We start from the raw sequence: 22,155 nt of genomic DNA on the forward strand, positions 1-22,155 counted from the left end.
GTTAAATTTCGAGATTTAAGGGCGTAAACCTATCTATAAAAATTTTAATAAACAAAAAAATTCTTAAAAAACCCTTAAAGCCCGTTTTACTTGGTTTTGCTTGATTCTTATACTTCATTTTTACGGCGGGCTTTCAACCACCGTTCAGGAATTTCTCCTTCTGTTGCACTCAAATATTCGCCATAAGTGCATGGTAATAACGTATGTCTTTTCAATTTATTATCGACATTCGAAATAAAAGGTAATTCTATCCACCACCGACCTGTTTTCTTACTCTTTTTAAAAGTAAGCACTTGGTCATCAATGGGTACCTTATATATTGTATAGGCTTGTTCGTTCTCAAAATCCTCATCGGCCACTCGGAAAGCAACTCCTTCCATAAAATACCACAGGATTTGCGCCACCATATCGGGACCGTTTGGCACGGCTTCAAAAGGCTTCAACTCGTATATTCCAAAAGAGCTAATCCTATTACTGATTCCCGCATATCGCGACAATGCGCAAATCTCCCTTCCATCGAGCCCATTCGGACTATTATGTTTATAACTATATTCTGACCGTTTTATTGCAGCTACATCAAAAAAAGCAAGATCGGCATCTCGGAAAATTGTCTCCGAATAGGTAATGTCGGCCGTGATTTCTCCTAAACGATATGGATCAAAGAACAACTTTTCCATCAAAGCAATTTCCGCTGGAGGATTCAAATAAGACTGATACCCCAGCACGCTATAATTAAATAAATTGTATGGCTTATCGACAATGATTTTCCCGACATACGATTTGTTGTTAATCGGCTTCTCGGCATCTCCCACATCAAAAAGGGAATCGACATTCACTACGTTCACCATCTTCCCTAACGTATCGTATGCACGGTATTGCGCATAGCCAATATCTTGCGATCCTCCCAATACAATTGGAATAACTTCGTTTTCCAATAGCTCGCGAAGAACAGTCTGTACTGCAAAATAGGTGTCTGAAACAGAATCACCCTTTGTAATTGTCCCCAGGTCAAAGATAGGACGCTTCCAATTTCCGGGATATAGTGAATAAAATGCCTTCCGATACGCATCCAATTCGACCTCTTCCCCCATAAAGTTGATGTCATTTCTATTTTCAGAAACAGCAACAATGGCAAAACCGTGCGCCTTTACCTCTGGCATTCCACTTGTTGTATGGCAGAAAATATGTTTTCCAAGCGAGCCTTCCGGCAACACTTCCTTATGGGCCAGTACAGCTTTTGAAACAGGGGAAAGAAATTCGGTCATGAATTAGTTGGGACGAAAACGGTTCTTATTTCTTTTTAGCGGTCTTTCGCTTTTTTCGAGTTTTCTTTTTGGGTGCCTTCTTTTCGAGCAACTCCTTTGCTTCTTCTAACGTAATCTTATCAGCCTTTGTACTCTTCGGAAGCTCTACTTTCGTTTTTCCTTTTATTAAGTTGAAGCGACCCCAGCGTGCTTTTTCTAAACGAATCCCCTCTTCTGGCCATTCGTTGATCAGCTTATCACGCTCTTTTTGCTTTTTATCCTCTATCAATTGCTCGATATCCTCTTCCGAAAGATTATCGAAGTCATATTTTTTGTTCACATTGATGAACATACCGTCCCATTTGATGAAGGGCCCAAATCTACCTTTTCCTTTGGTAACATCTTTTCCTTCGTACTCATAAATAGGAGCATCGGCTTTTTTCTTTTCTTCAATCAATTGCTTCGCCAACGCCATATCGACATCCAACGGATCGGTTCCTTTCGGCAAGGAAACGAATTTCTTACCAAACCGAACATACGGACCATAACGTCCTACGTTTGCCTCCACTTCAACACCATCATATACACCTAAGGATTTAGGAAGCTTAAATAAGTCCATTACTTCTTCAAAAGTCACCAAGTGCAATTGCTGATCGGGCCGAAGACTTGCAAATTTCTTTTCATCGTCCTCCGCAGCACCAATTTGTGCCATCGGACCATATTTGCCTAAACGCACCAAGACTGGTTTACCTGTTTCAGGATCTTCGCCCAACACGCGTTCGCCACTTTCACGCTCCGCATTTTCTTGAACATCTTCTACATGCGGATGGAATTTCTTATAGAAATCCTTCATCATGGAGGTCCACTCTTCCTTTCCTTCCGCAATATCATCGAAGTCTTCTTCAACTTTAGCGGTAAAGTTATAATCGAGGATATTTCCGAAGTGATCGACTAAGAAGTCGTTTACGATCATTCCAATGTCGGTCGGGACCAATTTCCCTTTATCGCTACCCACTGTTTCGGTTAGGTTCTTGTCCTTAATGGCGTCCGTCTTTAACAACATCTGGATATACTTTCTATCGGAACCTTCCACCGAGCCTTTTTCAACATAATTCCTTGCAATGATGGTTGAAATGGTCGGGGCATAGGTAGACGGTCGTCCAATACCCAATTCCTCCAAATGCTTCACCAAAGAAGCTTCGGTATAACGGTACGGCGGTCTCGTGAATCGCTCGGTAGCCGTAATATAATTTCGTTCTAGGGAATCACCTTTCTTCAGATTTGGCAGCATACCATCTTGCTCATCATCTTCAGCATCGGTTCCCTCTAAATACACTTTTAAGAAACCATCAAATTTGATCATTTCACCTCTAGCAGTGAATTGTTCCTCCACTTTTTCCTTTCCAAGCACGTCGATCTTCACATTAGTTCGCTCCAATTGCGCATCGCTCATCTGTGATGCAATGGTTCGCTTCCAAATTAAATCGTACAACCGCGCTTGGTCGCGATCACCAGAAATTTCGTGTCGTGACATTTCGGTCGGACGAATCGCCTCGTGCGCTTCCTGAGCTCCTTTCGATTTCCCTTTATAATTTCTCGGCTTGCTGTATTTATCGCCGTATGATTTCTTTATTTCCTTTTCCGCTGCCGACTTTGCATCGTTGGAAAGATTTACACTGTCGGTTCTCATATAGGTAATAAGACCTGCCTCATACAATCGCTGGGCGATCATCATCGTCTTACTTACCGAAAAGTATAATTTTCTAGCTGCTTCCTGTTGAAGGGTTGAAGTGGTAAACGGCGCTGCTGGCGTTTTCTTGGCTGGCTTTTTTGTGAGATCTGAAATCTCGTAGGAAGCCTCGATATTCTTTTGAAGAAATGCGCGAGCTTCTTCTTCTGTTTTGAAGTTCTTCGGAAGTTTTGCCTTAAACTTGCTTCCATCTTCTGTGGTAAATTCGGCATCTACACGATACGATGCCTCTGGAGTGAAAGCTTCAATCTCGCGCTCGCGTTCAACGATCAAACGAACGGCAACACTCTGAACCCTTCCTGCGGAAAGACCACCTTTCACCTTACGCCAAAGTACTGGTGATAGTTCATACCCTACCAATCGGTCCAACACTCGTCTAGCTTGTTGGGCGTTCACTAAATTATAATCAATAGTTCTCGGGTTTTCGATGGCCCGAAGAATAGCCGTCTTTGTAATTTCGTGAAAAACAATTCGCTTTGTTTTCTCGTCCTTAAGATCTAATGCTTCCGCCAAATGCCATGCTATGGCCTCCCCTTCTCGGTCCTCATCACTAGCGAGCCAAACCATCTCAGCTTTCTTAGCTTCCGACTTAAGTTGCTTGACGAGGCTTTTCTTATCGCTGGGGATAATATATTTAGGAGTGAAGCTGCCTTCGGTATCTACCCCCAATTCCTTGGAAGGCAAATCGGCAATATGCCCAAAGCTAGAGGTCACCTTAAAATCCTTTCCTAAGAATTTTTCGATGGTCTTTGCCTTTGCGGGCGACTCCACGATTACTAGATTCTTTGCCATAGTCGATTTTTGTTTGGGGTACAAAAGTAGGGTAAATTTTTTACACGATATTTTAAATATATGTTATAACCCTTGAAATATAGCGGTTTTTCGAGCCTTAGCGAGTGATTAATGGATCGGTTTCCGTAGGAAGTTCATCAAATCCAACCGTATCCTTATAAAGGTAATACATCGGGAAATGGACGAAAGACGCTGTTGCGATAATTCCGATTCCACAGAGAATAATTCCCAATTGCGCAATCAACCCACCGACGATTATCAGTCCGAAAATGGTCAACCAAAACCGATTGCCCAATTTAAAACTCGCTTTAATGACTTCCGAAACGGACAGTTCAGGATTAAAAGCTAGAATTACGATAAACAATTGAAGCGGCACCATTACATAGAAAAGAGGTAAATAGCACAGCAAAGCTGCTAAAAGTGCAATTCCTACAGAAGCCAACGACAATAAAAGTAGTTTTCCAAAATGCGCTTTCGCCATGCTGAAATAACCACCGATAGGTTTCTGGACACCTACATCCTTCTGTTTCAGCACGCGATAAAAATGTGCATAAATGCTGTAGTTGAATACTTGCATAAAAAAGGTAAAAACGATGATCAACAAGAAATAGCCCACGATCAAAGGCCATGCATATTCTTCAAAGGGATTATACTCATAGCCGTAGCCGTAATCATAATAATCATAGGAACTTCGTCGTGCATCTGCTATCATGATGGGTATCAAAGGCACGTATATAATTATTAAAAATGGAATTACAACTAGCAAACTTATTAAAACGTGGACCATCCCTTCTACCCAAGACTCCTTAAACAAATCGAAACTTTTTGTCAAAATGTTTCCGAAATCGGGCTTCGGAGCCTCTTCAATTTTTGAAAATATTGCTTTATCCATGCTATTTTTAGGTTGGTTGATGCAACTAATGTAGGGAAGTTTTTCGATTTAAAGTGAAATAAAAAACCTGGGCATGGTGTATTTCGCATTGAAATCATTAAAAATTCATTCTGCCATTTTGGCACGATGCGGCTTATTATTGTATCTTTGCCCCTCAAATTAAAGCAGCTTGCTAGAGCACCCTACATGGAAGAAAAGATAATAGACGAAAGCAAACAAGGAGAAGCGCTGGTATTGGAACCACAGGCGAAGAACAGCCGTAAACTATATATTGAGAGTTATGGCTGCCAGATGAATTTTAGCGATAGCGAAATCGTGGCATCCATTCTTACCAAACAAGGCTATAACACTACCCATAACATGGAGGAGGCCGATTTGGTTTTGGTAAATACCTGCTCTATTCGCGATAAGGCAGAGCAAACCGTTCGGAAACGACTTGAAAAATACAACGCTGTAAAACGCAATTCGAATCCTAATATGAAGGTCGGTGTTCTCGGCTGCATGGCCGAACGCCTAAAAAGTAAATTTCTCGAAGAGGAAAAGATTGTCGATATGGTTGTCGGTCCCGATGCCTATAAAGACCTTCCAAATCTTTTACAGGAAGTTGAAGAAGGCCGCGATGCTGTTAACGTCATTCTTAGCAAGGAAGAGACCTATGGCGATATTGCTCCGGTTCGTCTTGGCGGCAACGGCGTCACCGCTTTTGTAAGCATTACCCGAGGCTGCGATAATATGTGCACGTTCTGTGTGGTGCCTTTTACACGCGGACGCGAACGTAGCCGCGATCCACAGAGTATTATTGAGGAAGTAAATGACCTGGCTGAAAAAGGCTATAAGGAAATTACGCTTCTTGGACAGAATGTCGACAGTTATCTATGGTACGGTGGTGGATTGAAAAAAGATTTCAAAAAGGCCACCGACATGCAAAAGGCTACCGCTATCAATTTTGCCGGCTTATTGGAGATGGTGGCCAACGCCCAGCCAAAAATGCGCATTCGCTTCTCTACTAGCAATCCGCAAGATATGACCGAGGATGTGCTGCACAGTATGGCGAAGCATGAAAATATTTGCAATTATATTCACCTTCCCGTTCAAAGTGGAAGCACGCGGGTGTTGAAGGAAATGAACCGTCAGCATACGCGTGAAGAATACATGGAACTTATTGATGCCATTCATCGTATTATTCCAGATTGCGCTATTTCACAAGATATGATCGCTGGTTTCCCTACAGAAACAGAGGCCGACCATCAGGACACTTTAACGCTCATGGAGTATGTGAAATACGATTTCGGTTTTATGTTTATGTATTCTGAACGCCCAGGTACCATGGCGGCACGGAAACTAGAGGATGATGTGCCAGAAGATGTGAAAAAGCGTAGATTAACTGAGATTATCGACCTGCAACAAGAACATAGTGCCTATCGCACCAAACAGTTTGTTGGGAAAACCCTTGAAGTATTGATCGAAAAGGAATCCAAAAAGAACGATCAAGAATGGAGCGGAAGGACTCAATACAATACAGTGGCCGTATTTCCCAAGGAACACTATGAGGTGGGCGACTTCGTGATGGTGAAAATTACGGATTGTACTACCGCTACACTTTTGGGTGAAGCTGTGGGCTACTCGAAGAACCAAGCATAAACTATTAACCTTTCAACCCAACTAGTGGAAAGCGTACAAGCAACAAAACAACGATTCGGGATTATAGGGAACGACCCTAAATTGAACCGCGCTATCGAAAAAGCCATTCAAGTGGCACCGACCGATATATCGGTATTGGTTACCGGTGAAAGCGGCGTAGGAAAGGAAAGTATTCCCAAGATCATCCATGCCCTCTCCCATCGGAAGCACAACAAGTACATCGCCGTAAACTGTGGCGCGATACCAGAAGGAACCATCGATAGTGAATTGTTCGGTCATGAAAAAGGTGCCTTTACCGGTGCTACCCAAACACGAAGTGGTTATTTTGAAGTAGCGGATGGCGGAACTATTTTCTTGGATGAAGTAGGCGAACTACCGCTTCCTACCCAGGTCCGTTTGCTTCGTATTTTGGAAAACGGCGAATTTTTGAAGGTGGGATCCTCCAAAACGCAAAAAACCGATGTTCGAATTGTAGCTGCCACAAACGTGAACATGGCCGATGCGATTCAAAAAGGGAAGTTTAGAGAAGACTTATACTATCGCTTAAGCACCGTTGAAATCGGCTTGCCACCGCTTCGGGAACGTGCAGAGGATATTCACCTGTTGTTTCGAAAATTCGCTTCGGATTTTGCGCAGAAATATAAAATGCCAACAGTCCGTTTGTCGGATGATGCGGTTCAGTCCTTACTAAAATATAGATGGTCGGGAAATATCCGACAGTTGCGTAACGTAGCCGAACAAATTTCTGTCTTGGAGCAGGAACGTGAAATAGATGCCGCAACGCTTCGTCACTATTTACCTGACATGGGAAGTAATCTTCCAGCCGTTATCGGAAACCAGCAGAAGCGGGAAAGCGACTTTTCCAGTGAACGTGAGATACTTTATAAGGTATTGTTCGATATGCAACGCGATGTGAACGATTTGAAGAAATTAACGCTGGAGTTAATGAAAAGTGGCAATAGCAGCAAGGTTCGGGAAGAAAATTCATCCCTAATCAATAAGATCTATTCCGAAGAAAACGATCACGAAGAACAGTTAGCGTCGATTGTTGAAGACGACATGGAAGAAGATTCTTCAGATGTTGAAGTCTTGGGCATCCCACAAAAATCGGATGAGCCGAAATCGGATAAGTATGATTTTGCTGAGGAGATTCAGGAAGAAGAAAGCCTTTCACTTCAGGAAAAGGAACTGGAACTGATTAAAAAATCCTTGGAGAAATACAATGGCAAACGAAAGGATGCGGCCGAGGAACTCGGAATTTCCGAACGCACGCTCTATCGAAAAATCAAGCAATACAATTTATAGGATGCAGCATTTTTTTCAGAAAGGAATTGTTCGACTCAGCTTGATAGTATTCTTGCTTACCGTGCCACAGGCCTGTAAATTTTATTCGTTTACCGGCGCCGATATCGACTATTCCACTACCAATACGTTTAATGTACGGTTGTTCGAAAATAGCGCTCCGTTGGTAGAACCGGGAATTGCCCGCGATTTTACGATCCAGCTTCAGGATTTGTTATTGAATCAAACAAGTTTGGACCTTGTTACGACAGGCGGCGATCTGATTTATGAAGGTGAAATCGTCGAATATTACATCGCTCCTATTACCGCTACCGCTCAGAATACGGCCGCTCAGAACCGACTGACTATTACGGTGAATGTTCGATTTTATAATACCAATAACTCGGATAAAGATTTTGAAAGACGTTTTTCTTTCTACTTCGACTATGCCGGAGGAACCCAATTAACGGGTGCCAGACTAGAGGAGGCTGTCAATATTATTTTTGAAAGACTTACGCAGGATATTTTTAATGCTTCACTCGCAAACTGGTAATCGTGACTAAAGAAGAGTTTACATACCTATTAGCAAACCCTCAAAACCTGAAGGGTGATTCACTCACACAACTCGGCGCTGTTATCACACAATATCCCTATCTTCAAAGTGCGCGAGCGCTGGAATTGAAAGGATTGAAAGATTCACAAAGCTATCGGTATAACGACGCATTGAAGGTAACGGCAGCGTACACTACCGATCGCAATATTTTATTTGAATACATAACTTCAGAGCATTTCACCCAACACGAAATATCGCAACGTATTTATGCCTTGGATGATGACCTATATAATATTGAAGTAGAGGTCGAAGATGTTTCAGCCCAAACGGCTATGGAACTGGATAAGCAAATACGTGAAGAACGCAAAAAGGCGGATGCCATTTTGAATCCGGCCCTTTTCGAGCGAAAAGAAACGGTTGTAGATGAAGGTGAAGAAGATTTTCCGGAAGAACAAACTTCTGCCGAGGAAGCCTTAGGGATAAACAAACCCTTAGACTTCAAAAAGGAAGACACACACTCCTTTAGTGAGTGGTTGAAACTAACATCGGCAAAACCGATTGAACGGGAAGATGAACAACCAACAATAAATACTTCCGAAGAAATTGAAGAGGAGGATAAGTCGCGAAACGATGAATTGATCGATAAGTTCCTACAGGAGCAGCCGAAAATAAATCCGCAGCAACAACCTTCAAAAAAGAAAAATCTAGCCAAACCGTTTACGCAACCGCCAGAAGCCTTGATGACAGAGACCTTAGCGAAGGTGTATTTACAGCAGAAAAACTATAAAAAAGCCATTCAGGCATATAAAATTTTAATTTTGAAAAATCCCGAAAAAAGTGGTTTCTTTGCAGACCAAATTCGGGCAATCGAAAAAATAATAGATTCAGACTGATTATGAGTACGTTTACAATATTCTTGGTGTTGATCATTTTTATCGCCTTCTTATTGGTGGTAGTGATTATGGTTCAAAATCCAAAAGGAGGAGGACTTTCCTCTACATTTGGCGGCGGTGGAGGCCAGCAATTAGGAGGTGTTCAGAAGACGACCGACTTCCTGGATAAGAGTACATGGACCTTGGCCATCGTTCTGTTGGCATTGATCCTTTTGAGCAACATCCCAATCATGGGCGGAAGTGGAACCCCTACTGTGGATGATTTTGGTGATGAAACCATCGAAACACCGATGTTAGATCCGACGGAATCTACCGATGGTGACACAAATGACACTACCGGCGGTAACTAATTCCGACAAACGATAATATTGAAATGCCAGCTTCTGACAAGCTGGCATTTTTTTTTGCTTACTGTCAGTATCCCTTGCCTTGGCACACTTTCTGCCAAGTATGTTGTCGAAAAACGAAACGTTTAACCAACAATTAAAATACATACTACAATGGCAGTAAAAATTCAACCCTTATCAGATCGGGTTTTGGTAGCGCCGCAAGAGGCAGAGACCAAAACCGCCAGTGGAATTATCATTCCGGACTCTGCAAAGGAAAAACCGCAACGCGGAAAAGTGGTAGCCGTCGGTAACGGCAAAAAAGACCATGAAATGACCGTGAAAAAAGGAGATACCGTTCTTTACGGAAAATACGCCGGGACCGAACTAAAGTTCGAAGGAACCGATTACCTGATTATGCGGGAGGATGATATTTTAGCAATCATATAAAATTAAAATCACAAAAACATAAATTCCAAATTCCAAAAATCGTCCCAATTCTATTTGTGATTTGAGATTTGGAGATTGGAACTTAATTTTCAAAGAAAATTTATTATGGCAAAAGACATAAAATTCGACATTGAAGCACGCGACGCGATAAAGCGTGGAGTGGATGCGTTGGCCAACGCAGTAAAAGTGACCTTGGGTCCAAAAGGCCGAAACGTAATTATTAGTAAATCCTTTGGCGCTCCCCAAGTAACAAAAGATGGGGTTTCCGTAGCCAAGGAAATCGAGCTAGAGGATGCCCTTGAAAACATGGGCGCACAGATGGTAAAGGAAGTTGCTTCCAAAACTAACGACCTTGCTGGTGACGGTACCACTACCGCAACCGTTCTTGCACAAGCTATCGTAAAAGAAGGTTTGAAAAACGTTGCCGCTGGCGCGAATCCAATGGATCTAAAACGTGGAATCGACAAAGCGGTTGACACCATCGTAAAGGAATTGGAAAAACAAGCGACCAAAGTTGGGAACTCAAGCGACAAGATTAAGCAGGTGGCTTCTATTTCAGCAAACAACGATGAAAAAATCGGTGACCTCATCGCACAAGCGTTTGGTAAAGTTGGAAAAGAAGGGGTTATTACCGTAGAAGAAGCCAAGGGAACAGAAACCTATGTTGATGTTGTAGAAGGAATGCAGTTCGACCGTGGATACCTTTCGCCTTACTTCGTAACGGACAGTGAAAAAATGCAGACCGAATTGGAGAATCCGATGATCCTTCTATTCGATAAGAAGATTTCAAATATGAAAGATCTTCTTCCAGTATTGGAACCTGTCGCGCAACAAGGAAAACCACTTTTGATTATCGCTGAAGATATCGAAGGGGAAGCATTGGCTACCTTGGTAGTGAACAAACTTCGCGGAAGCTTGAAAATCGCTGCTGTAAAAGCACCTGGATTTGGTGACCGTAGAAAAGCAATGCTTGAGGATATCGCGATCCTAACCGGAGGAACCGTTATTTCTGAAGAGCGCGGTTTCACGTTAGAAAATGCAACTGTCGACATGCTGGGTTCTGCTGAAAACATCACCATCGATAAGGATACAACTACAATTGTAAATGGTGCTGGTAAAAAAGATGATATCAAAGCGCGCGTAAACCAAATTAAGGCGCAGATTGAAACGACTACAAGCGACTATGACAAAGAGAAGCTACAAGAGCGTTTGGCGAAATTAGCCGGCGGTGTAGCGGTATTGTACGTAGGCGCTGCTTCTGAAGTTGAAATGAAAGAGAAGAAAGACCGTGTAGACGATGCGCTTCATGCTACTCGTGCTGCGGTTGAAGAAGGAATCGTTGCCGGAGGTGGTGTGGCCTTTGTTCGCGCACAAGCGAAATTGGAAAAATTGACGACCGATACGATGGATGAAGCAACCGGAATCCAAATTGTTTCCAAAGCAATTGAATCGCCACTTCGTACGATTGTTGAAAACGCAGGAGGTGAAGGTTCTGTCGTTATCAACAAAGTATTGGAAGGCAAGAAAAACTACGGGTATGATGCCAAAAATGAAAAGTATGTAGACATGCTGAAGGAAGGTATCATCGATCCGAAGAAAGTAACGCGAATCGCATTGGAGAATGCTGCTTCCGTTGCTGGAATGATCTTAACCACCGAATGTGCCTTGGTAGATATCAAGGAAGATAACGAAGGTGGTGGCGGAATGCCTCCAATGGGTGGCGGAATGCCTGGAATGATGTAAACGTCATTCACCACGAAATGAAAAAAACCGTTGCACGAATACGCAACGGTTTTTTTATGCTTTAAAATAATAAAACCACCTTTTTTAAGGGTGGTCTCTCCTCAGTTTATAGGGTTTATTCGAAATAAACCGTACGCGAATTACTTCTTCTTAGAAGCAGTCTGCGGCGCCTTCTTAGCCTGCTGTTTAGGCTGAGCTTTAGGCTTGCTATTTGCGCTTTTTTTCATAGTGGGCTCAATTAAGAACATAGTAAATGTACATCGAAAAACAATCCGTTGTTTCGCATTGTACAAACTTTAACTAAAAATAATTCTAGAAAAAAAGCCCACTAAAAATGGGCTTTCAATTATAGTTTAAAACGTAACGGTTATGCTAAAAACGTTTTACAAGCGTCTGCACATTTTCGACAAGCATCAGCACAATCTTGGCAATGCTTTGTATCGTGTTTTCCACACTCATCGGCACATGCATTGCATACTTTCATGCAGTACGTCACCAAATCGTTAACATCTGAATATCCAGTAGCCAACACTTGGTTTAAGGTACTACAAACTTCAGCACAAACCCTATCGGTTCGTATACAAGTGGTCATTTCTTTTACATTCTCTTCATCTAAACACGCATCAGCGCAATAATTACAATGGTTGATGCAATTTCCGAGCGCATGTATCAAAGCTTCATTTCTCATCATATATGGTTTTTAGGTTATACATTTAAGGTAATGATACCTACTTCCATTCGATGCTAAGAAAGCGCTAAAGGTTTGTTCAAGGAATATTAAACTTAGAGGATATACTTCAGCAGTAGGCCAACGGCTAACCACACATAACAAATGAACGCCGCATACTTCAGGATTTGTTCCAACAGTTTGCTTTTCGGGGCCATTTCACTCATACCATAATCGACTTCCTTATGTCGGAAAAAACCGAAATACACTAAGAATCCAGAGATAAGTAAAAAGGCAATATTCAAAAAGAACGTATAATCTATTTTGAAGTATTCACTATCGGAAATGGTTACTTGTGAAGGATCCGGCAAGGCATCGAACAATCCAAATGCATAATGCAAGCCAAGTGAAGCACCAATCAACGCGGTAAAAAGCAGGAATAAAATAAATAGCGACATCTTCCAACCGTAATATTTCGCATTGATCCGAAGTACGGGAAACACTACCAAATCGCTGAAGATAAAAGCCATCACCCCTGCGAAACTTACACCTTTCCCAAACAATAAGGCAGCCAGGGGAATGTTTCCCATAGATCCGATAAACGTAAGAAACGCAGCTACCGGCCCCACCACTACATGTTCCAGTAGGGTGAAAAAACTAAAATCGGTGGTATCGGGACCACTGTTAATAAAAAGCGTTTGGAAGAAACTATCGGGTACAAAGGCTGCGACGATTCCTGCAATGGTAAAGCCGACAGTAACGTCCTTCCAAACCATTTGCCATTCCATTTTATATTGGCGCGCCACCTTTGTCCAACCCTTACTCGACTGTATTTTCTTTTTCCAAGAGGTATCCGAATGCATACTGTCATCACCTTCCTGATCGAGTTTTTCACGCGCCTTTTGTATCAGTTTCCTTGGGTTGATAATTCGAATAAGCAGCCATACGATGGCGATTAGGATAAGTCCGCCCACATATTCCCCCACTACAAATTGCCATCCTAAAAAAATGGAAATGATAATTCCCAATTCAATGACCAAATTGGTAGACGCCAAAAGAAATGCCATGGAGGATACGAAGCTTGCGCCTTTTTTAAAAATGGACTTTGCACTAGCCAGCGCCGCGAAGCTACAGGAACTGCTTATAAAGCCGAAGAACGTACCCAATAGTACGCCCTTCGCTTCATCTTTGCCCATGGTTTCCTGCATTCGTTTTTCAGTAACGAACACCTGAATCATACTGCTAATAACATATCCAAGAATAAACGCCCAAAGCGCCATCCAGAAGAAACCTACACTGGTATTGGCAGCTTCGCCCCATTTTTCAAGAAATTGTTGCATTATAGTTTTTTATGGAAGTTGGGGGAACCTAGTTCCCATCGTCGTCTTGGTCTTCCTTATTCATTTCATGATCTTTCTTTATCTCATCATCGCGGTAACGACAGCAATCGTGAACGCTGTTGTAAGCTTCTTCGGTTGCGGTTACCATTTTAGTATCGTGCCCTACATCGGCAACGCTTTGGTGGATGTTCTCTAGATCGGTTTTGCGTTCATCATATATCACACTTAAATAGTGCGTGTGTATGTCCCAAGTAGCCGATTTCACACCTTTGGTGCGAATGGCTGCTTTTTCGATACGTTCTTTGCACATGCCGCAAACACCATCCACCTGAAAGGCAGCTTTGGCATTTTTATCCTGTGCGAACGCAAACGTTCCGATAAATAAGGAAATACAAATTAGCATTACATTTTTCATAGTTATAAAGGTATTAGGTTTTTACTTCAATTTAAAACGGAAGCCTGCATAATACATACTTCCAAAAATAGGACCATACACGTTTGTGGTGTCAAAATAAGGTCCAAAAGGATCGTTAGCCGAGATAATCGGGTTTTCCTGTCGTGTATTCGTAATGTTTTCACCTCCTACATATACTTCAAAAGCATTGGAAAACACCTTTGTTACTTGTGCATTCAAGGTTGTAACGGTGGGCGATTCATCGGGCAATTGAAATTGCATCGGACTGCTCTGGGTATCGGGATACCGCTGATTTCCCAACCAATTATAGGTAGCATCAAATTTCCATTGAGATCCGTTGTCCTTCAACTCGGTTTCATACGAAGCATTCGCAAAAATTCGATGGTCGGGCGTTAATGGCTTCTGCTTTTCACCTGAAAGATAATCTGTCTTCACATCATAATACTTGTAGGCTGTTCGAAGGTTAAACCGCTGAAACGGCGAATAGCTCAACTCCACTTGATAATTGTTAGAGTAACTGTTTCCCTCCAAATTATAGAATAGAATCTCGGTAGGATTTTCCCAATCGACCACCACCTGGTTTTGAAAATCGGTACGATAGAAATCGAAGGCTACATCTCCCTTTCTTCCAAAAAGCTCGAACCCTTGCAAAAAGGAAGCCCCGTAATTCCAGGCTATTTCGGGTTCCAAGCCATAAATTGGCCCATCGGCATTCAAAATCTGAATGTTTCGCGAAGAAGCAAACAGACGTTGGTTTTCGGCGAAGATATTCGGACTTCTTTTACCGCGGCCCGCCGAAAAGCGAAAGACTCCCTTTTCCCACAACGTATAGCGACCATGAATCCTGGGCGTAACAAACGTACCCAACAAGTTATGGAAGTCGATACGCAGGCCAGCGGTCATGCTAAAATTCTCCAAGTCGTCGTAGGCATATTCAAAAAACGCTCCGATGGAATTCTCGGCACGGCTAAAATCGGTTCCCTCCACAGATTCTTCGTAGGTGTCATGGGCATAGTTTAAGCCTGTTTTGAACTTATGGCGCGAATCGCTAATGATGGAGTTGTACAACGCACTTGCAAAAACACTTTCGTGTTTTATATCATACGGCCGCAAACCGAAATAAGAGTTTTGGTCATGCGTACTGTACGCCAATTGCAGCCCGACACTCTGCCATGGAAGGTCGGGATTTACGTATCCTATTTTACTGGAAAGATCGATACGCTCTGTATCGATTTCACTTCCCCAATTGTTGGTCGTTCCGCGATCGGTATCGGGGTTAAAATCGACCTGCCCCGTTTGTTTTGCATCATTTAGATAGCGTGCATTAAAAAATGCGACCCACCCTTTCTCGTTATCGGTATACTGCCAACGGTTCATAATATTGATCTGTTCCTGAAGTGGCATATCCAAGAAACCATCGTCGTTGTTGTCAAATTTTTCTTTTCGAAGATTGCCGTGGGCATAGATTCCTGTTGAAATTTTATCGGTCACTTCCGTATTGACGTGCGTATTCAACTCTAATCGACCATTCAACGAACCGTATCCGTTTACAAAAAGTTTCGCATCTTTTGAAGGTTTCTGCAGTTCCGCATTAATCTGTCCCGTAAAGCTTTCAAAACCGTTTACAACGCTTCCAGCGCCTTTGGTAATTTGGATGCTTTCCACCCACGTACCCGGAATAAAACTTAGGCCGTACGCTTGGGCCGCCCCTCGAATAGCAGGAACGTTTTCAATGGTCATTAAAATATACGGACTTGTGAGGCCGAGCATCTTAACCTGTCGTGTTCCCGTTACCGCATCGGCAAAGTTCACATCGATAGACGGATTGGTCTCAAAGCTCTCAGCAAGATTGCAGCATGCCGCTTTCAACAGTTCATCGCTACTAACGTTGATGACATTCTGCGCCTGAAGAAACGAACGTGACATGGCTTCCTTTCTAGCAGAAATGGTCACCTCGTCCAAAGAGGCTTTGGGTTGTAATGTATGTTCTACAGCTGTTGTAGCGTTTATTGTAATGGTATCGGTTTTATACCCTACAAAGCTTATGATAAGTTCGGTATACTCTTCTTTATAGTTGATGCTGAAATTTCCGTTGAAATCAGAAACGGCACCTACTTCGGTATCTTTCCAAAACACATTTGCACCGGGCAGTGGTGAGTTGGCCTCTGGAGCAGCACCATCGTAGATAATCCCTTCCAGTTTTTCTTGTGAAAAGGAAAGTATTGGTAATAGAAGTACTAGATATTTTAAATATTTCATGGGGACTTTTTTATGCTAGGTTGAATAATAGGGTGAGGGCCATGATAATCATCACGGCATTTTCGATAAAGGTGGCCTCTGTCATGGGAAGATTCAGTGCGGTACCGAGACAAGCACATTTAATTTTCTTCTTATCGAGCAACGTTCGGACCACGCCTATGGTGGTAATCCCAAGAATTATAATGGTTACAATTAGGGCTATTTTCACCTCGATTCGCATTAAAAAAAGTATACCCAATGCGGTTTCAATGAATGGATATATTTTTCCGTATGCCGGAACAGCCTTTGCCAACGGATCGTACATCTGAAAGCTTTGTGGAAATCCTTTTAAATCGAGCATCTTAAAAAAGCTGAAAACGATATAAAACAATCCCATAAAGTCGAGCATGGCTGCTTGTGTGTTCCACTCTTCAATATGAAGCAAAATAGAAGCCGTTGCAATATAGGCGAAGATGAGAAACAGCGGTTGTAATTGTTGCCATTTCGATTTTTCTTCACCGGCATCGGAAAAGGAAGAAATAGTCTTTTGCGTTTCCTTTTCTGAAATGGTATACTTTGACGGTAGTGCCTTTTGAAGGAGAGAAAGGGAAATATGCTGGTTACTGGTAATGATTGCCTCACCTGCTTGTAAATCGACGTCTACATCGGTTACCTCAGCAAGGGCGTTTAGGTTTTTTTCTACGGAAGCCTTACAACCTTTGCAGGTCATTCCGCTTATATTATACGTATGAGTCATGGCGTTTGAAATTCAAATTATACAATAGGATACACAGCTTTATAAGCTGGATATTAAGGCTGCTACGGGCAACCTCATTATTATAATTTGAATATCAAATGAGAAAGGTTTGATAGAGTACCGGCAGGTCCCTATCTAAGGGTGGTGGATTGTATTCCGAAAAAGAAGGTTGCTCGGCATCTAAATTTGTTTGGATGTCCAACACGAAAACCGAGACAAAAGCATAAGCGAAGGTTACGTCAAAGTCAACATCAAACGATGCCTTCACAAACGTATCATCCGTTTCTACCGAAGTATACTCTGTATTACAGCAGGAGTCATCGTCGGGTTCACTAACGGAAGGTTCATCACATACATCCACAGCTTTATCCATACCACAGGAAAGATGGGCTTCACCTAGGGTAAGCTTCGCCATCATTTCCATTCCGCCACAAAAATGTTGCGAATAGGAGATTCCGCTGCTGCTAAGAAGCAACAGTAAAGATAATGCTATGGACATCACTTTTTGCACGGTGCAAAGATACAAAAAAGACTGCACATTGGCAGTCTTTTCGTATAGGGCTAACGCCTTAGTTATTTTTATTCAAAACTCTTCTGCCTTTTTCAATGGCGGAATTCATCTTCTGCTTCATTTCATTGACACTCTTTTCATACCCATCGAGCAGTTGTTCCTTTTCTTCGGAAAGCTCCTTCCCCTTATTGATTTCCTCGAAGGTGAAATCGCCTCCAAAGTCTCGCATCCAATTCATCATACCCTCATTGGCTTCCTGAAGGTCGGCAATTGCATCTTTATAAATAGAGTCTTTTTTCGCCAACTTCATTTCCGTTTCCAATTTTCCGGTAAGTTCACCAATGGTAGACATTTTCGGCATCATTTCATCGTGAACGGCAACGATTTCCTTCATCTGAAGTACACTATCAGAGGTTTCGTTTTCAGCTTCACCTTGATTTTTACAACTGAATGCGAAGGTTATTAAAAAGAGTGAAAGGATAATGCTAAATTGGTTTCGCATAATATGTAAATTATTAATGTATTTGAGACGTAACTTTCCCACATTTCAGCATTTTATCGCCGAAGTAAGGATTGCGAATTTCTTCCGATTCGCTTAACCAATAGGCACCTTTGTTATCGAAAGCCATCGGACAGTATTGTTTGTAGATAACGCCGCCATCGAGCGCATCCATCATCATTTTTTCTACTTCATTCGTCAGAATCATGAATGCTGTTCGCTGTACTTCCACATCATCGGCTTCCTTGATACTTTGGGCAGCTTTCATGGCAGCAGGCTCCACTCCTACGTTCGCAAAATCGGTCATAAGATTGGAAGCTGCAGCTTTTGCCTTTTCGGCATCGGTTTCAACCAAGGCCGACTTCACATCGATGTAACTCGCAAAGATTTTTCGCATTCCGTCATCGTTAAAGTTGATTTGATCGAGCTGTTGGGGATTTTTCTCAATTTCCGTTGTGGTTTCTTCTTCGGCTACATCTTGTTTTTTCTTATCATCGGCACAAGATGTCAGTACAAGAGCAATCAATGCTAATAAGGCAACTATTTTTTTCATGGTTTGTTTCTTTAGGGACACAAATGTACTAAAAACCTATTTTTTTCTATAGAAATAAAACGCCGGAATAAGCAGCAACAATAGGATGGGTTGAATAAGCAATCGTCGTACATAAAACAATGGCAAATACTGTCCTGGCTGGTACTGAAGGAGTAGAAAGGTAAAGATCCCCCCAAATAGAATTAAAAATGCTATATAGACTGATATGCTTAGTCGCAGTACTTCCTTAGAACGAAACACTAGCCATATAACTCCAAGCGATAAGAGTGTGTTCAGCGCATAGCGGAACAATAGGGAGGACACTAGTTTTCCAAATTCAAGCTTCGGAAGTTGCGAGGCTACATATTCACTATTGAAAAATTCGAGTAATGGATCGTAAAACAGCGTGTTCTGGAAATAGCGAACCGCCACTAAGCCAATAAGCAATACAAATACCAAAAAGATTACTACGCCCTTTTTCACCTATTCTTCATTTTTGAACGAATCCAAACAATCCAAAGCGCAAATAATACTCCATAGATGAATAGTGGAAATGCGATATCATGTAAAAACGTTGAATACTCGGGATATTCATACAACCCAATTCCGAACAACGCTACCCGAATCACATTAAAACCATATAGTAATACAGTACCGGCCATAAGAAATAGCAACGTTCGCTTAGTCCCTTGCCAAAACGCCAATATGAATGCAGCAAACAACAATAAGACGCTTACCGAATTACAGCCTTCCACAATTCTCAGCACATATTGATTATCGACGTAATATTGCACCCATGGCTCTGCAACATCAATATAGGTTTTCGTTTCATACCCCAATGTTTCACTCACACTCCGAGCTTGCTCAGCCACAAGATTTGTGATGTAATCGGGATGGTTTTGTGAACCCCAATCGAATTGAAGATATAGTGAATATAGAAATATCAGTAGCAGATAAACTCCTAAAAAGACGCCGATGAACTGAAGTACCGGTCGGTATTTGTTGAAAAGTTGCTTCAATGAAATAGGCTATTTTAACAAAAATAAAGGAATTACCGCTGTGGATTGTCTATCAATTGAAATACTTTTACCCAAAACATCAGCTATGCCGTTCGAAGCCCTTAAAGCCAAAGTTTCTACTATATTGAATAATTCCTCTGAATCGGCGGAATCAAGAATGACGGAAGTTTGTGAATTATTGCAAAGCTCTATTGGCTATTACAATTGGGTCGGCTTCTATTTTGCGAACCATGAAGAACGAACGCTTCATTTAAAAGCCTTCGCTGGCGAACCGACCGATCATACGGTTATTCCCTTTGGAAAAGGTATTTGCGGTCAGGTAGCCGAACGGAATGAGAATTTTGTGGTGCCCGATGTGAAAGCACAAAACAACTACATTGCCTGTAGTATGTTCGTAAAAGCTGAAATCGTTATTCCGTTGTTTAAGGACGGGAAGAATATCGGCCAAATCGATATCGATTCGCATACCGAGGATCCTTTTTCGGTTGAAGACGAACGCTTCTTGGAATGGGTGAATGAGCAGGTGGCGGAGATTTTGTAGCATGAATACACTGGGAGCTCTTCAACTACCCTTCGATGCTTCGACTTCCTGTCTGCCGACAAGCAGGCCCTCAGCACAGGCAAGCTCAGGGTGAAACCGGTCTTGCTAGTATTAGTTTATTCAACCATATTAGTAGTAGCCACCTCTCTGTGTAATTTCCATCGACCGTCATTTTTGTCCTTTTTCAAAATGGCTAAAAAGGTATCTGTAATTTCAACTGCTTCGCCCTCTTTATTGGTATAGTAAACAGAGCTTGTCCCAAAATCATATGCCACACTATCACTTACGATGATTGTCTCTTTGGGCCTCATAATTAAACTGTCGTAACTAAATAATTCATTTGGGTTCGACCTTTGTGTTTTATATTGCTCCCATTCTCCACAAATTGGGGTTAATGATATAATGTCTTGCGTTCCAAACATTTTAAGATCTTGATATCTTTTTTCCTTAATTGCAAGCTCAAAGCCACTTCTTGTTTCTTCAATTGATTTTAATTCTGCTTCAATATCAATTTCATTTTCAACGGACATTTGAGTTTTTTCGTCTACTTTACTTTCATGGTTATTACAAGCTGCAACCATATTTAAAATTGCCAACAAATATAAAAGTCTCATACGCTATGAATTTTGGTTAGTTTATTTTCAATTCGGAATAACAGCCCTGGGTCAACAAACCTGTAGGCACATCCCAATATTTTTTACATACCAGTACGGATAGCTTCCACCGGATCGAGGCGCGACGCTGAAATAGCGGGCAAAATCCCGGATATCAATCCGATAACAGCTGATATGGCTGTTCCTATGAACATATTCCAGGGTGAGAGCACGAATTCGAAATCGCCCGTAAACTGCGAGGCCAGTATCGAAACTATGAAAACCAAGAACAAACCGATTAATCCGCCAATGATCGCTAAGATGACTGCTTCAAACAAAAACTGAAGAAGAATAAACTTGTTCTTCGCCCCTAAGGATTTTTGGATACCGATAAGGTTGGTGCGTTCCTTTACACTTACGAACATGATATTGGCAATTCCGAAGCCGCCTACCAATAACGAAAAACCACTAATAACCAAACCTATTAGGTTCATCTGTCCAGTGATATTATCGATAAAGTCGGCAAACCCTTGTAATTGGTTCACAAAAAAGGTGTCTATTTCATCGGTGCGCAACCCGCGTTTCAGGCGTAACTGCTGCTTCAACAAAGCGATGAATTCTTCATTGTCCACATCATCCTCTGGCTTTATCACGATTTGTGGGAATGTACTCGGATTATTCGCTCCATAGATTCTTCGCACAACATTTACCGGCATCCACATCGTGGTATCCTTCGAATTTCCGAATAATCCAGCTCCTTCTTTCTTCAACACACCGATTACCGTAAATTTTCTACCATACACACGCACTTTCTTACCCAAGGCCTGTTCACTTCCCCCGAACAATTCCTGCGCAATTTGATATCCTAATACGATTATAGGAGCACCACTATTCGATTCGGCAGCGTTAAAGAAACGTCCGGCCGATAGCTGTAAAGCCTCAATATTGTAGTAATCTTCGGTGACCGCACCGATAGGGACATTGTCTACTTGTTTGTCTTCGTATTTAATCGTTTCATTTGGAACGTTCAGTGTGTAACTAGCAGCTTCAACATCGGGTACATTTCGAGCCACATACTGATATTCATCGTAAGTAACATCTGGAAATTGCTCCCGTTTCCATCGCGGAACATCGGTTGGACCAAAAGAAAAGCGGGCGACGATAATAGTGCTGTTATCCAACCCACTCATCGAACCTTCAATCTCACGTTTTAGGGAATCGACCGCAGCAAGGATGGCAATGATTGAAAAGATACCAATGGTAACGCCCACCAGCGAAAGGAACGTCCGCAACTTATTATTACGAAGCGCATTGATGGCAAAATTGAAGCTTTCCTTCAGAATCCGTAAGTACACAATCATAGACGTCGCTTGGTTTTGGTTAGGCCTTTTTTCACTTTGAAAAACAACTCGCCAGTTGTTGATAGTCTGTAAATAAAAATAGGACGCTTTCGCCTTGGTAATGTTACAAATTTATAG

At 42.0% G+C, this 22,155-nt stretch carries 23 protein-coding genes; 8 read left to right on the forward strand and 15 right to left on the reverse strand.

All coding sequences use genetic code 11. The annotated features are described in order from the left end of the window. Positions 1-107 precede the first annotated feature (107 nt). The 3 genes from I4Q58_RS12145 to I4Q58_RS12155 all read right to left on the reverse strand — a co-directional run bounded on the left by I4Q58_RS12145 (position 108) and on the right by I4Q58_RS12155 (position 4,678). The gene (locus I4Q58_RS12145) at positions 108-1,265 is read right to left on the reverse strand and encodes a formimidoylglutamase (RefSeq protein ID WP_203296156.1); all 1,158 of its coding nucleotides are present in this window, start codon (positions 1,263-1,265) and stop codon (positions 108-110) included. Between the two features lie 25 nt (positions 1,266-1,290). Further along, entirely contained in the window at positions 1,291-3,786 is a 2,496-nt protein-coding gene (topA, locus tag I4Q58_RS12150; RefSeq protein ID WP_203296157.1) for a type I DNA topoisomerase, read from the reverse strand. A gap of 97 nt (positions 3,787-3,883) precedes the next feature. Continuing rightward, a complete protein-coding gene (locus I4Q58_RS12155; RefSeq protein ID WP_203296158.1) occupies positions 3,884-4,678 on the reverse strand; it encodes a hypothetical protein in 795 nt (264 codons plus the stop codon). Positions 4,679-4,864: 186 nt separating this feature from the next. Here I4Q58_RS12155 and miaB point away from each other — a divergent pair, with 186 nt between their 5' ends. The 7 genes from miaB (at position 4,865) to groL (ending at position 11,565) form a co-directional block, all read left to right on the forward strand. Beyond that, complete coding sequence (gene miaB, locus I4Q58_RS12160) at positions 4,865-6,319, forward strand: tRNA (N6-isopentenyl adenosine(37)-C2)-methylthiotransferase MiaB (protein ID WP_203296159.1); 1,455 nt, start codon at positions 4,865-4,867, stop codon at positions 6,317-6,319. A 24-nt stretch (positions 6,320-6,343) separates the two neighbouring features. Beyond that, positions 6,344-7,624: a sigma-54 interaction domain-containing protein gene (locus I4Q58_RS12165; RefSeq protein ID WP_203296160.1), complete on the forward strand. Its 1,281-nt coding sequence runs from the start codon at positions 6,344-6,346 to the stop codon at positions 7,622-7,624. 1 nt (position 7,625) lies between these two features. Then, a complete protein-coding gene (locus tag I4Q58_RS12170) occupies positions 7,626-8,153 on the forward strand; it encodes an LptE family protein (RefSeq protein WP_203296161.1) in 528 nt (175 codons plus the stop codon). Positions 8,154-8,155: 2 nt separating this feature from the next. Then, complete coding sequence (locus tag I4Q58_RS12175; RefSeq protein ID WP_203296162.1) at positions 8,156-9,046, forward strand: hypothetical protein; 891 nt, start codon at positions 8,156-8,158, stop codon at positions 9,044-9,046. A gap of 2 nt (positions 9,047-9,048) precedes the next feature. Next, positions 9,049-9,396 (forward strand): preprotein translocase subunit SecG, encoded by a 348-nt coding sequence (secG, locus tag I4Q58_RS12180; RefSeq protein WP_203296163.1) that lies wholly within the window; start codon positions 9,049-9,051, stop codon positions 9,394-9,396. Positions 9,397-9,546: 150 nt separating this feature from the next. Continuing rightward, positions 9,547-9,822 (forward strand): co-chaperone GroES, encoded by a 276-nt coding sequence (locus I4Q58_RS12185; protein WP_203296164.1) that lies wholly within the window; start codon positions 9,547-9,549, stop codon positions 9,820-9,822. Between the two features lie 105 nt (positions 9,823-9,927). Continuing rightward, a complete protein-coding gene (gene groL, locus I4Q58_RS12190) occupies positions 9,928-11,565 on the forward strand; it encodes a chaperonin GroEL (protein WP_203296165.1) in 1,638 nt (545 codons plus the stop codon). 367 nt (positions 11,566-11,932) lie between these two features. Here the strand turns inward: groL and I4Q58_RS12195 are convergent, their stop codons facing one another. From I4Q58_RS12195 to xrtF, 10 genes are all read right to left on the reverse strand, one after another. Further along, positions 11,933-12,256, reverse strand: a complete 324-nt coding sequence (locus I4Q58_RS12195; protein ID WP_317194066.1) for a four-helix bundle copper-binding protein — start codon at positions 12,254-12,256, stop codon at positions 11,933-11,935. Between the two features lie 92 nt (positions 12,257-12,348). Beyond that, complete coding sequence (locus I4Q58_RS12200; protein WP_203296166.1) at positions 12,349-13,572, reverse strand: permease; 1,224 nt, start codon at positions 13,570-13,572, stop codon at positions 12,349-12,351. Positions 13,573-13,600: 28 nt separating this feature from the next. Then, entirely contained in the window at positions 13,601-13,987 is a 387-nt protein-coding gene (locus tag I4Q58_RS12205; protein ID WP_203296167.1) for a heavy-metal-associated domain-containing protein, read from the reverse strand. 21 nt (positions 13,988-14,008) lie between these two features. Further along, positions 14,009-16,246, reverse strand: coding sequence for a TonB-dependent receptor (locus tag I4Q58_RS12210; protein WP_203296168.1), 2,238 nt, complete (start codon positions 16,244-16,246; stop codon positions 14,009-14,011). 10 nt (positions 16,247-16,256) lie between these two features. Further along, on the reverse strand, positions 16,257-16,982 hold the full coding sequence (locus tag I4Q58_RS12215) for a heavy-metal-associated domain-containing protein (RefSeq protein ID WP_203296169.1): 726 nt from the start codon (positions 16,980-16,982) through the stop codon (positions 16,257-16,259). Positions 16,983-17,076: 94 nt separating this feature from the next. Next, positions 17,077-17,481 carry an HYC_CC_PP family protein gene (locus I4Q58_RS12220; protein ID WP_203296170.1) on the reverse strand — a complete coding sequence of 135 codons (405 nt, stop codon included), beginning with the start codon at positions 17,479-17,481 and terminating at the stop codon, positions 17,077-17,079. Between the two features lie 70 nt (positions 17,482-17,551). Continuing rightward, positions 17,552-17,995, reverse strand: coding sequence for a hypothetical protein (locus tag I4Q58_RS12225; RefSeq protein WP_203296171.1), 444 nt, complete (start codon positions 17,993-17,995; stop codon positions 17,552-17,554). Positions 17,996-18,008: 13 nt separating this feature from the next. After that, positions 18,009-18,545, reverse strand: a complete 537-nt coding sequence (locus I4Q58_RS12230; protein WP_203296172.1) for a DUF3347 domain-containing protein — start codon at positions 18,543-18,545, stop codon at positions 18,009-18,011. Positions 18,546-18,581: 36 nt separating this feature from the next. Further along, positions 18,582-19,007 (reverse strand): exosortase F system-associated membrane protein, encoded by a 426-nt coding sequence (locus I4Q58_RS12235; RefSeq protein ID WP_203296173.1) that lies wholly within the window; start codon positions 19,005-19,007, stop codon positions 18,582-18,584. Further along, on the reverse strand, positions 19,004-19,543 hold the full coding sequence (xrtF, locus tag I4Q58_RS12240) for an exosortase family protein XrtF (RefSeq protein WP_203296174.1): 540 nt from the start codon (positions 19,541-19,543) through the stop codon (positions 19,004-19,006). The genes I4Q58_RS12235 and xrtF overlap by 4 nt, the downstream gene beginning before the upstream one ends. 85 nt (positions 19,544-19,628) lie before the next feature. Here xrtF and I4Q58_RS12245 point away from each other — a divergent pair, with 85 nt between their 5' ends. After that, positions 19,629-20,084, forward strand: coding sequence for a GAF domain-containing protein (locus tag I4Q58_RS12245; protein WP_203296175.1), 456 nt, complete (start codon positions 19,629-19,631; stop codon positions 20,082-20,084). 116 nt (positions 20,085-20,200) lie between these two features. Here the strand turns inward: I4Q58_RS12245 and I4Q58_RS12250 are convergent, their stop codons facing one another. Then, positions 20,201-20,698 carry a Cif family virulence factor gene (locus I4Q58_RS12250; RefSeq protein WP_203296176.1) on the reverse strand — a complete coding sequence of 166 codons (498 nt, stop codon included), beginning with the start codon at positions 20,696-20,698 and terminating at the stop codon, positions 20,201-20,203. 83 nt (positions 20,699-20,781) lie between these two features. Then, positions 20,782-22,038, reverse strand: a complete 1,257-nt coding sequence (locus I4Q58_RS12255; RefSeq protein ID WP_203296177.1) for an ABC transporter permease — start codon at positions 22,036-22,038, stop codon at positions 20,782-20,784. Positions 22,039-22,155: the final 117 nt, after the last annotated feature.

Source organism: Luteirhabdus pelagi, from assembly GCF_016827595.1.
In the GTDB taxonomy this organism is placed as follows: domain Bacteria; phylum Bacteroidota; class Bacteroidia; order Flavobacteriales; family Flavobacteriaceae; genus Luteirhabdus; species Luteirhabdus pelagi.

Bases quoted from the DNA above. Each gene is read 5' to 3' on its own strand.
- I4Q58_RS12145 (WP_203296156.1), bottom strand. From the start codon at position 1,265: ATGACCGAATTTCTTTCCCCTGTTTCAAAAGCTGTACTGGCCCATAAG.
- I4Q58_RS12155 (WP_203296158.1), bottom strand. From the start codon at position 4,678: ATGGATAAAGCAATATTTTCAAAAATTGAAGAGGCTCCGAAGCCCGAT.
- miaB (WP_203296159.1), top strand. From the start codon at position 4,865: ATGGAAGAAAAGATAATAGACGAAAGCAAACAAGGAGAAGCGCTGGTA.
- topA (WP_203296157.1), bottom strand. From the start codon at position 3,786: ATGGCAAAGAATCTAGTAATCGTGGAGTCGCCCGCAAAGGCAAAGACC.
- I4Q58_RS12185 (WP_203296164.1), top strand. From the start codon at position 9,547: ATGGCAGTAAAAATTCAACCCTTATCAGATCGGGTTTTGGTAGCGCCG.
- I4Q58_RS12205 (WP_203296167.1), bottom strand. From the start codon at position 13,987: ATGAAAAATGTAATGCTAATTTGTATTTCCTTATTTATCGGAACGTTT.
- I4Q58_RS12220 (WP_203296170.1), bottom strand. From the start codon at position 17,481: ATGTCCATAGCATTATCTTTACTGTTGCTTCTTAGCAGCAGCGGAATC.
- I4Q58_RS12210 (WP_203296168.1), bottom strand. From the start codon at position 16,246: ATGAAATATTTAAAATATCTAGTACTTCTATTACCAATACTTTCCTTT.
- I4Q58_RS12230 (WP_203296172.1), bottom strand. From the start codon at position 18,545: ATGAAAAAAATAGTTGCCTTATTAGCATTGATTGCTCTTGTACTGACA.
- I4Q58_RS12215 (WP_203296169.1), bottom strand. From the start codon at position 16,982: ATGACTCATACGTATAATATAAGCGGAATGACCTGCAAAGGTTGTAAG.
- I4Q58_RS12245 (WP_203296175.1), top strand. From the start codon at position 19,629: ATGCCGTTCGAAGCCCTTAAAGCCAAAGTTTCTACTATATTGAATAAT.
- groL (WP_203296165.1), top strand. From the start codon at position 9,928: ATGGCAAAAGACATAAAATTCGACATTGAAGCACGCGACGCGATAAAG.
- I4Q58_RS12200 (WP_203296166.1), bottom strand. From the start codon at position 13,572: ATGCAACAATTTCTTGAAAAATGGGGCGAAGCTGCCAATACCAGTGTA.
- I4Q58_RS12195 (WP_317194066.1), bottom strand. From the start codon at position 12,256: ATGATGAGAAATGAAGCTTTGATACATGCGCTCGGAAATTGCATCAAC.
- I4Q58_RS12225 (WP_203296171.1), bottom strand. From the start codon at position 17,995: ATGCGAAACCAATTTAGCATTATCCTTTCACTCTTTTTAATAACCTTC.
- I4Q58_RS12170 (WP_203296161.1), top strand. From the start codon at position 7,626: ATGCAGCATTTTTTTCAGAAAGGAATTGTTCGACTCAGCTTGATAGTA.
- I4Q58_RS12250 (WP_203296176.1), bottom strand. From the start codon at position 20,698: ATGAGACTTTTATATTTGTTGGCAATTTTAAATATGGTTGCAGCTTGT.
- I4Q58_RS12255 (WP_203296177.1), bottom strand. From the start codon at position 22,038: ATGATTGTGTACTTACGGATTCTGAAGGAAAGCTTCAATTTTGCCATC.
- secG (WP_203296163.1), top strand. From the start codon at position 9,049: ATGAGTACGTTTACAATATTCTTGGTGTTGATCATTTTTATCGCCTTC.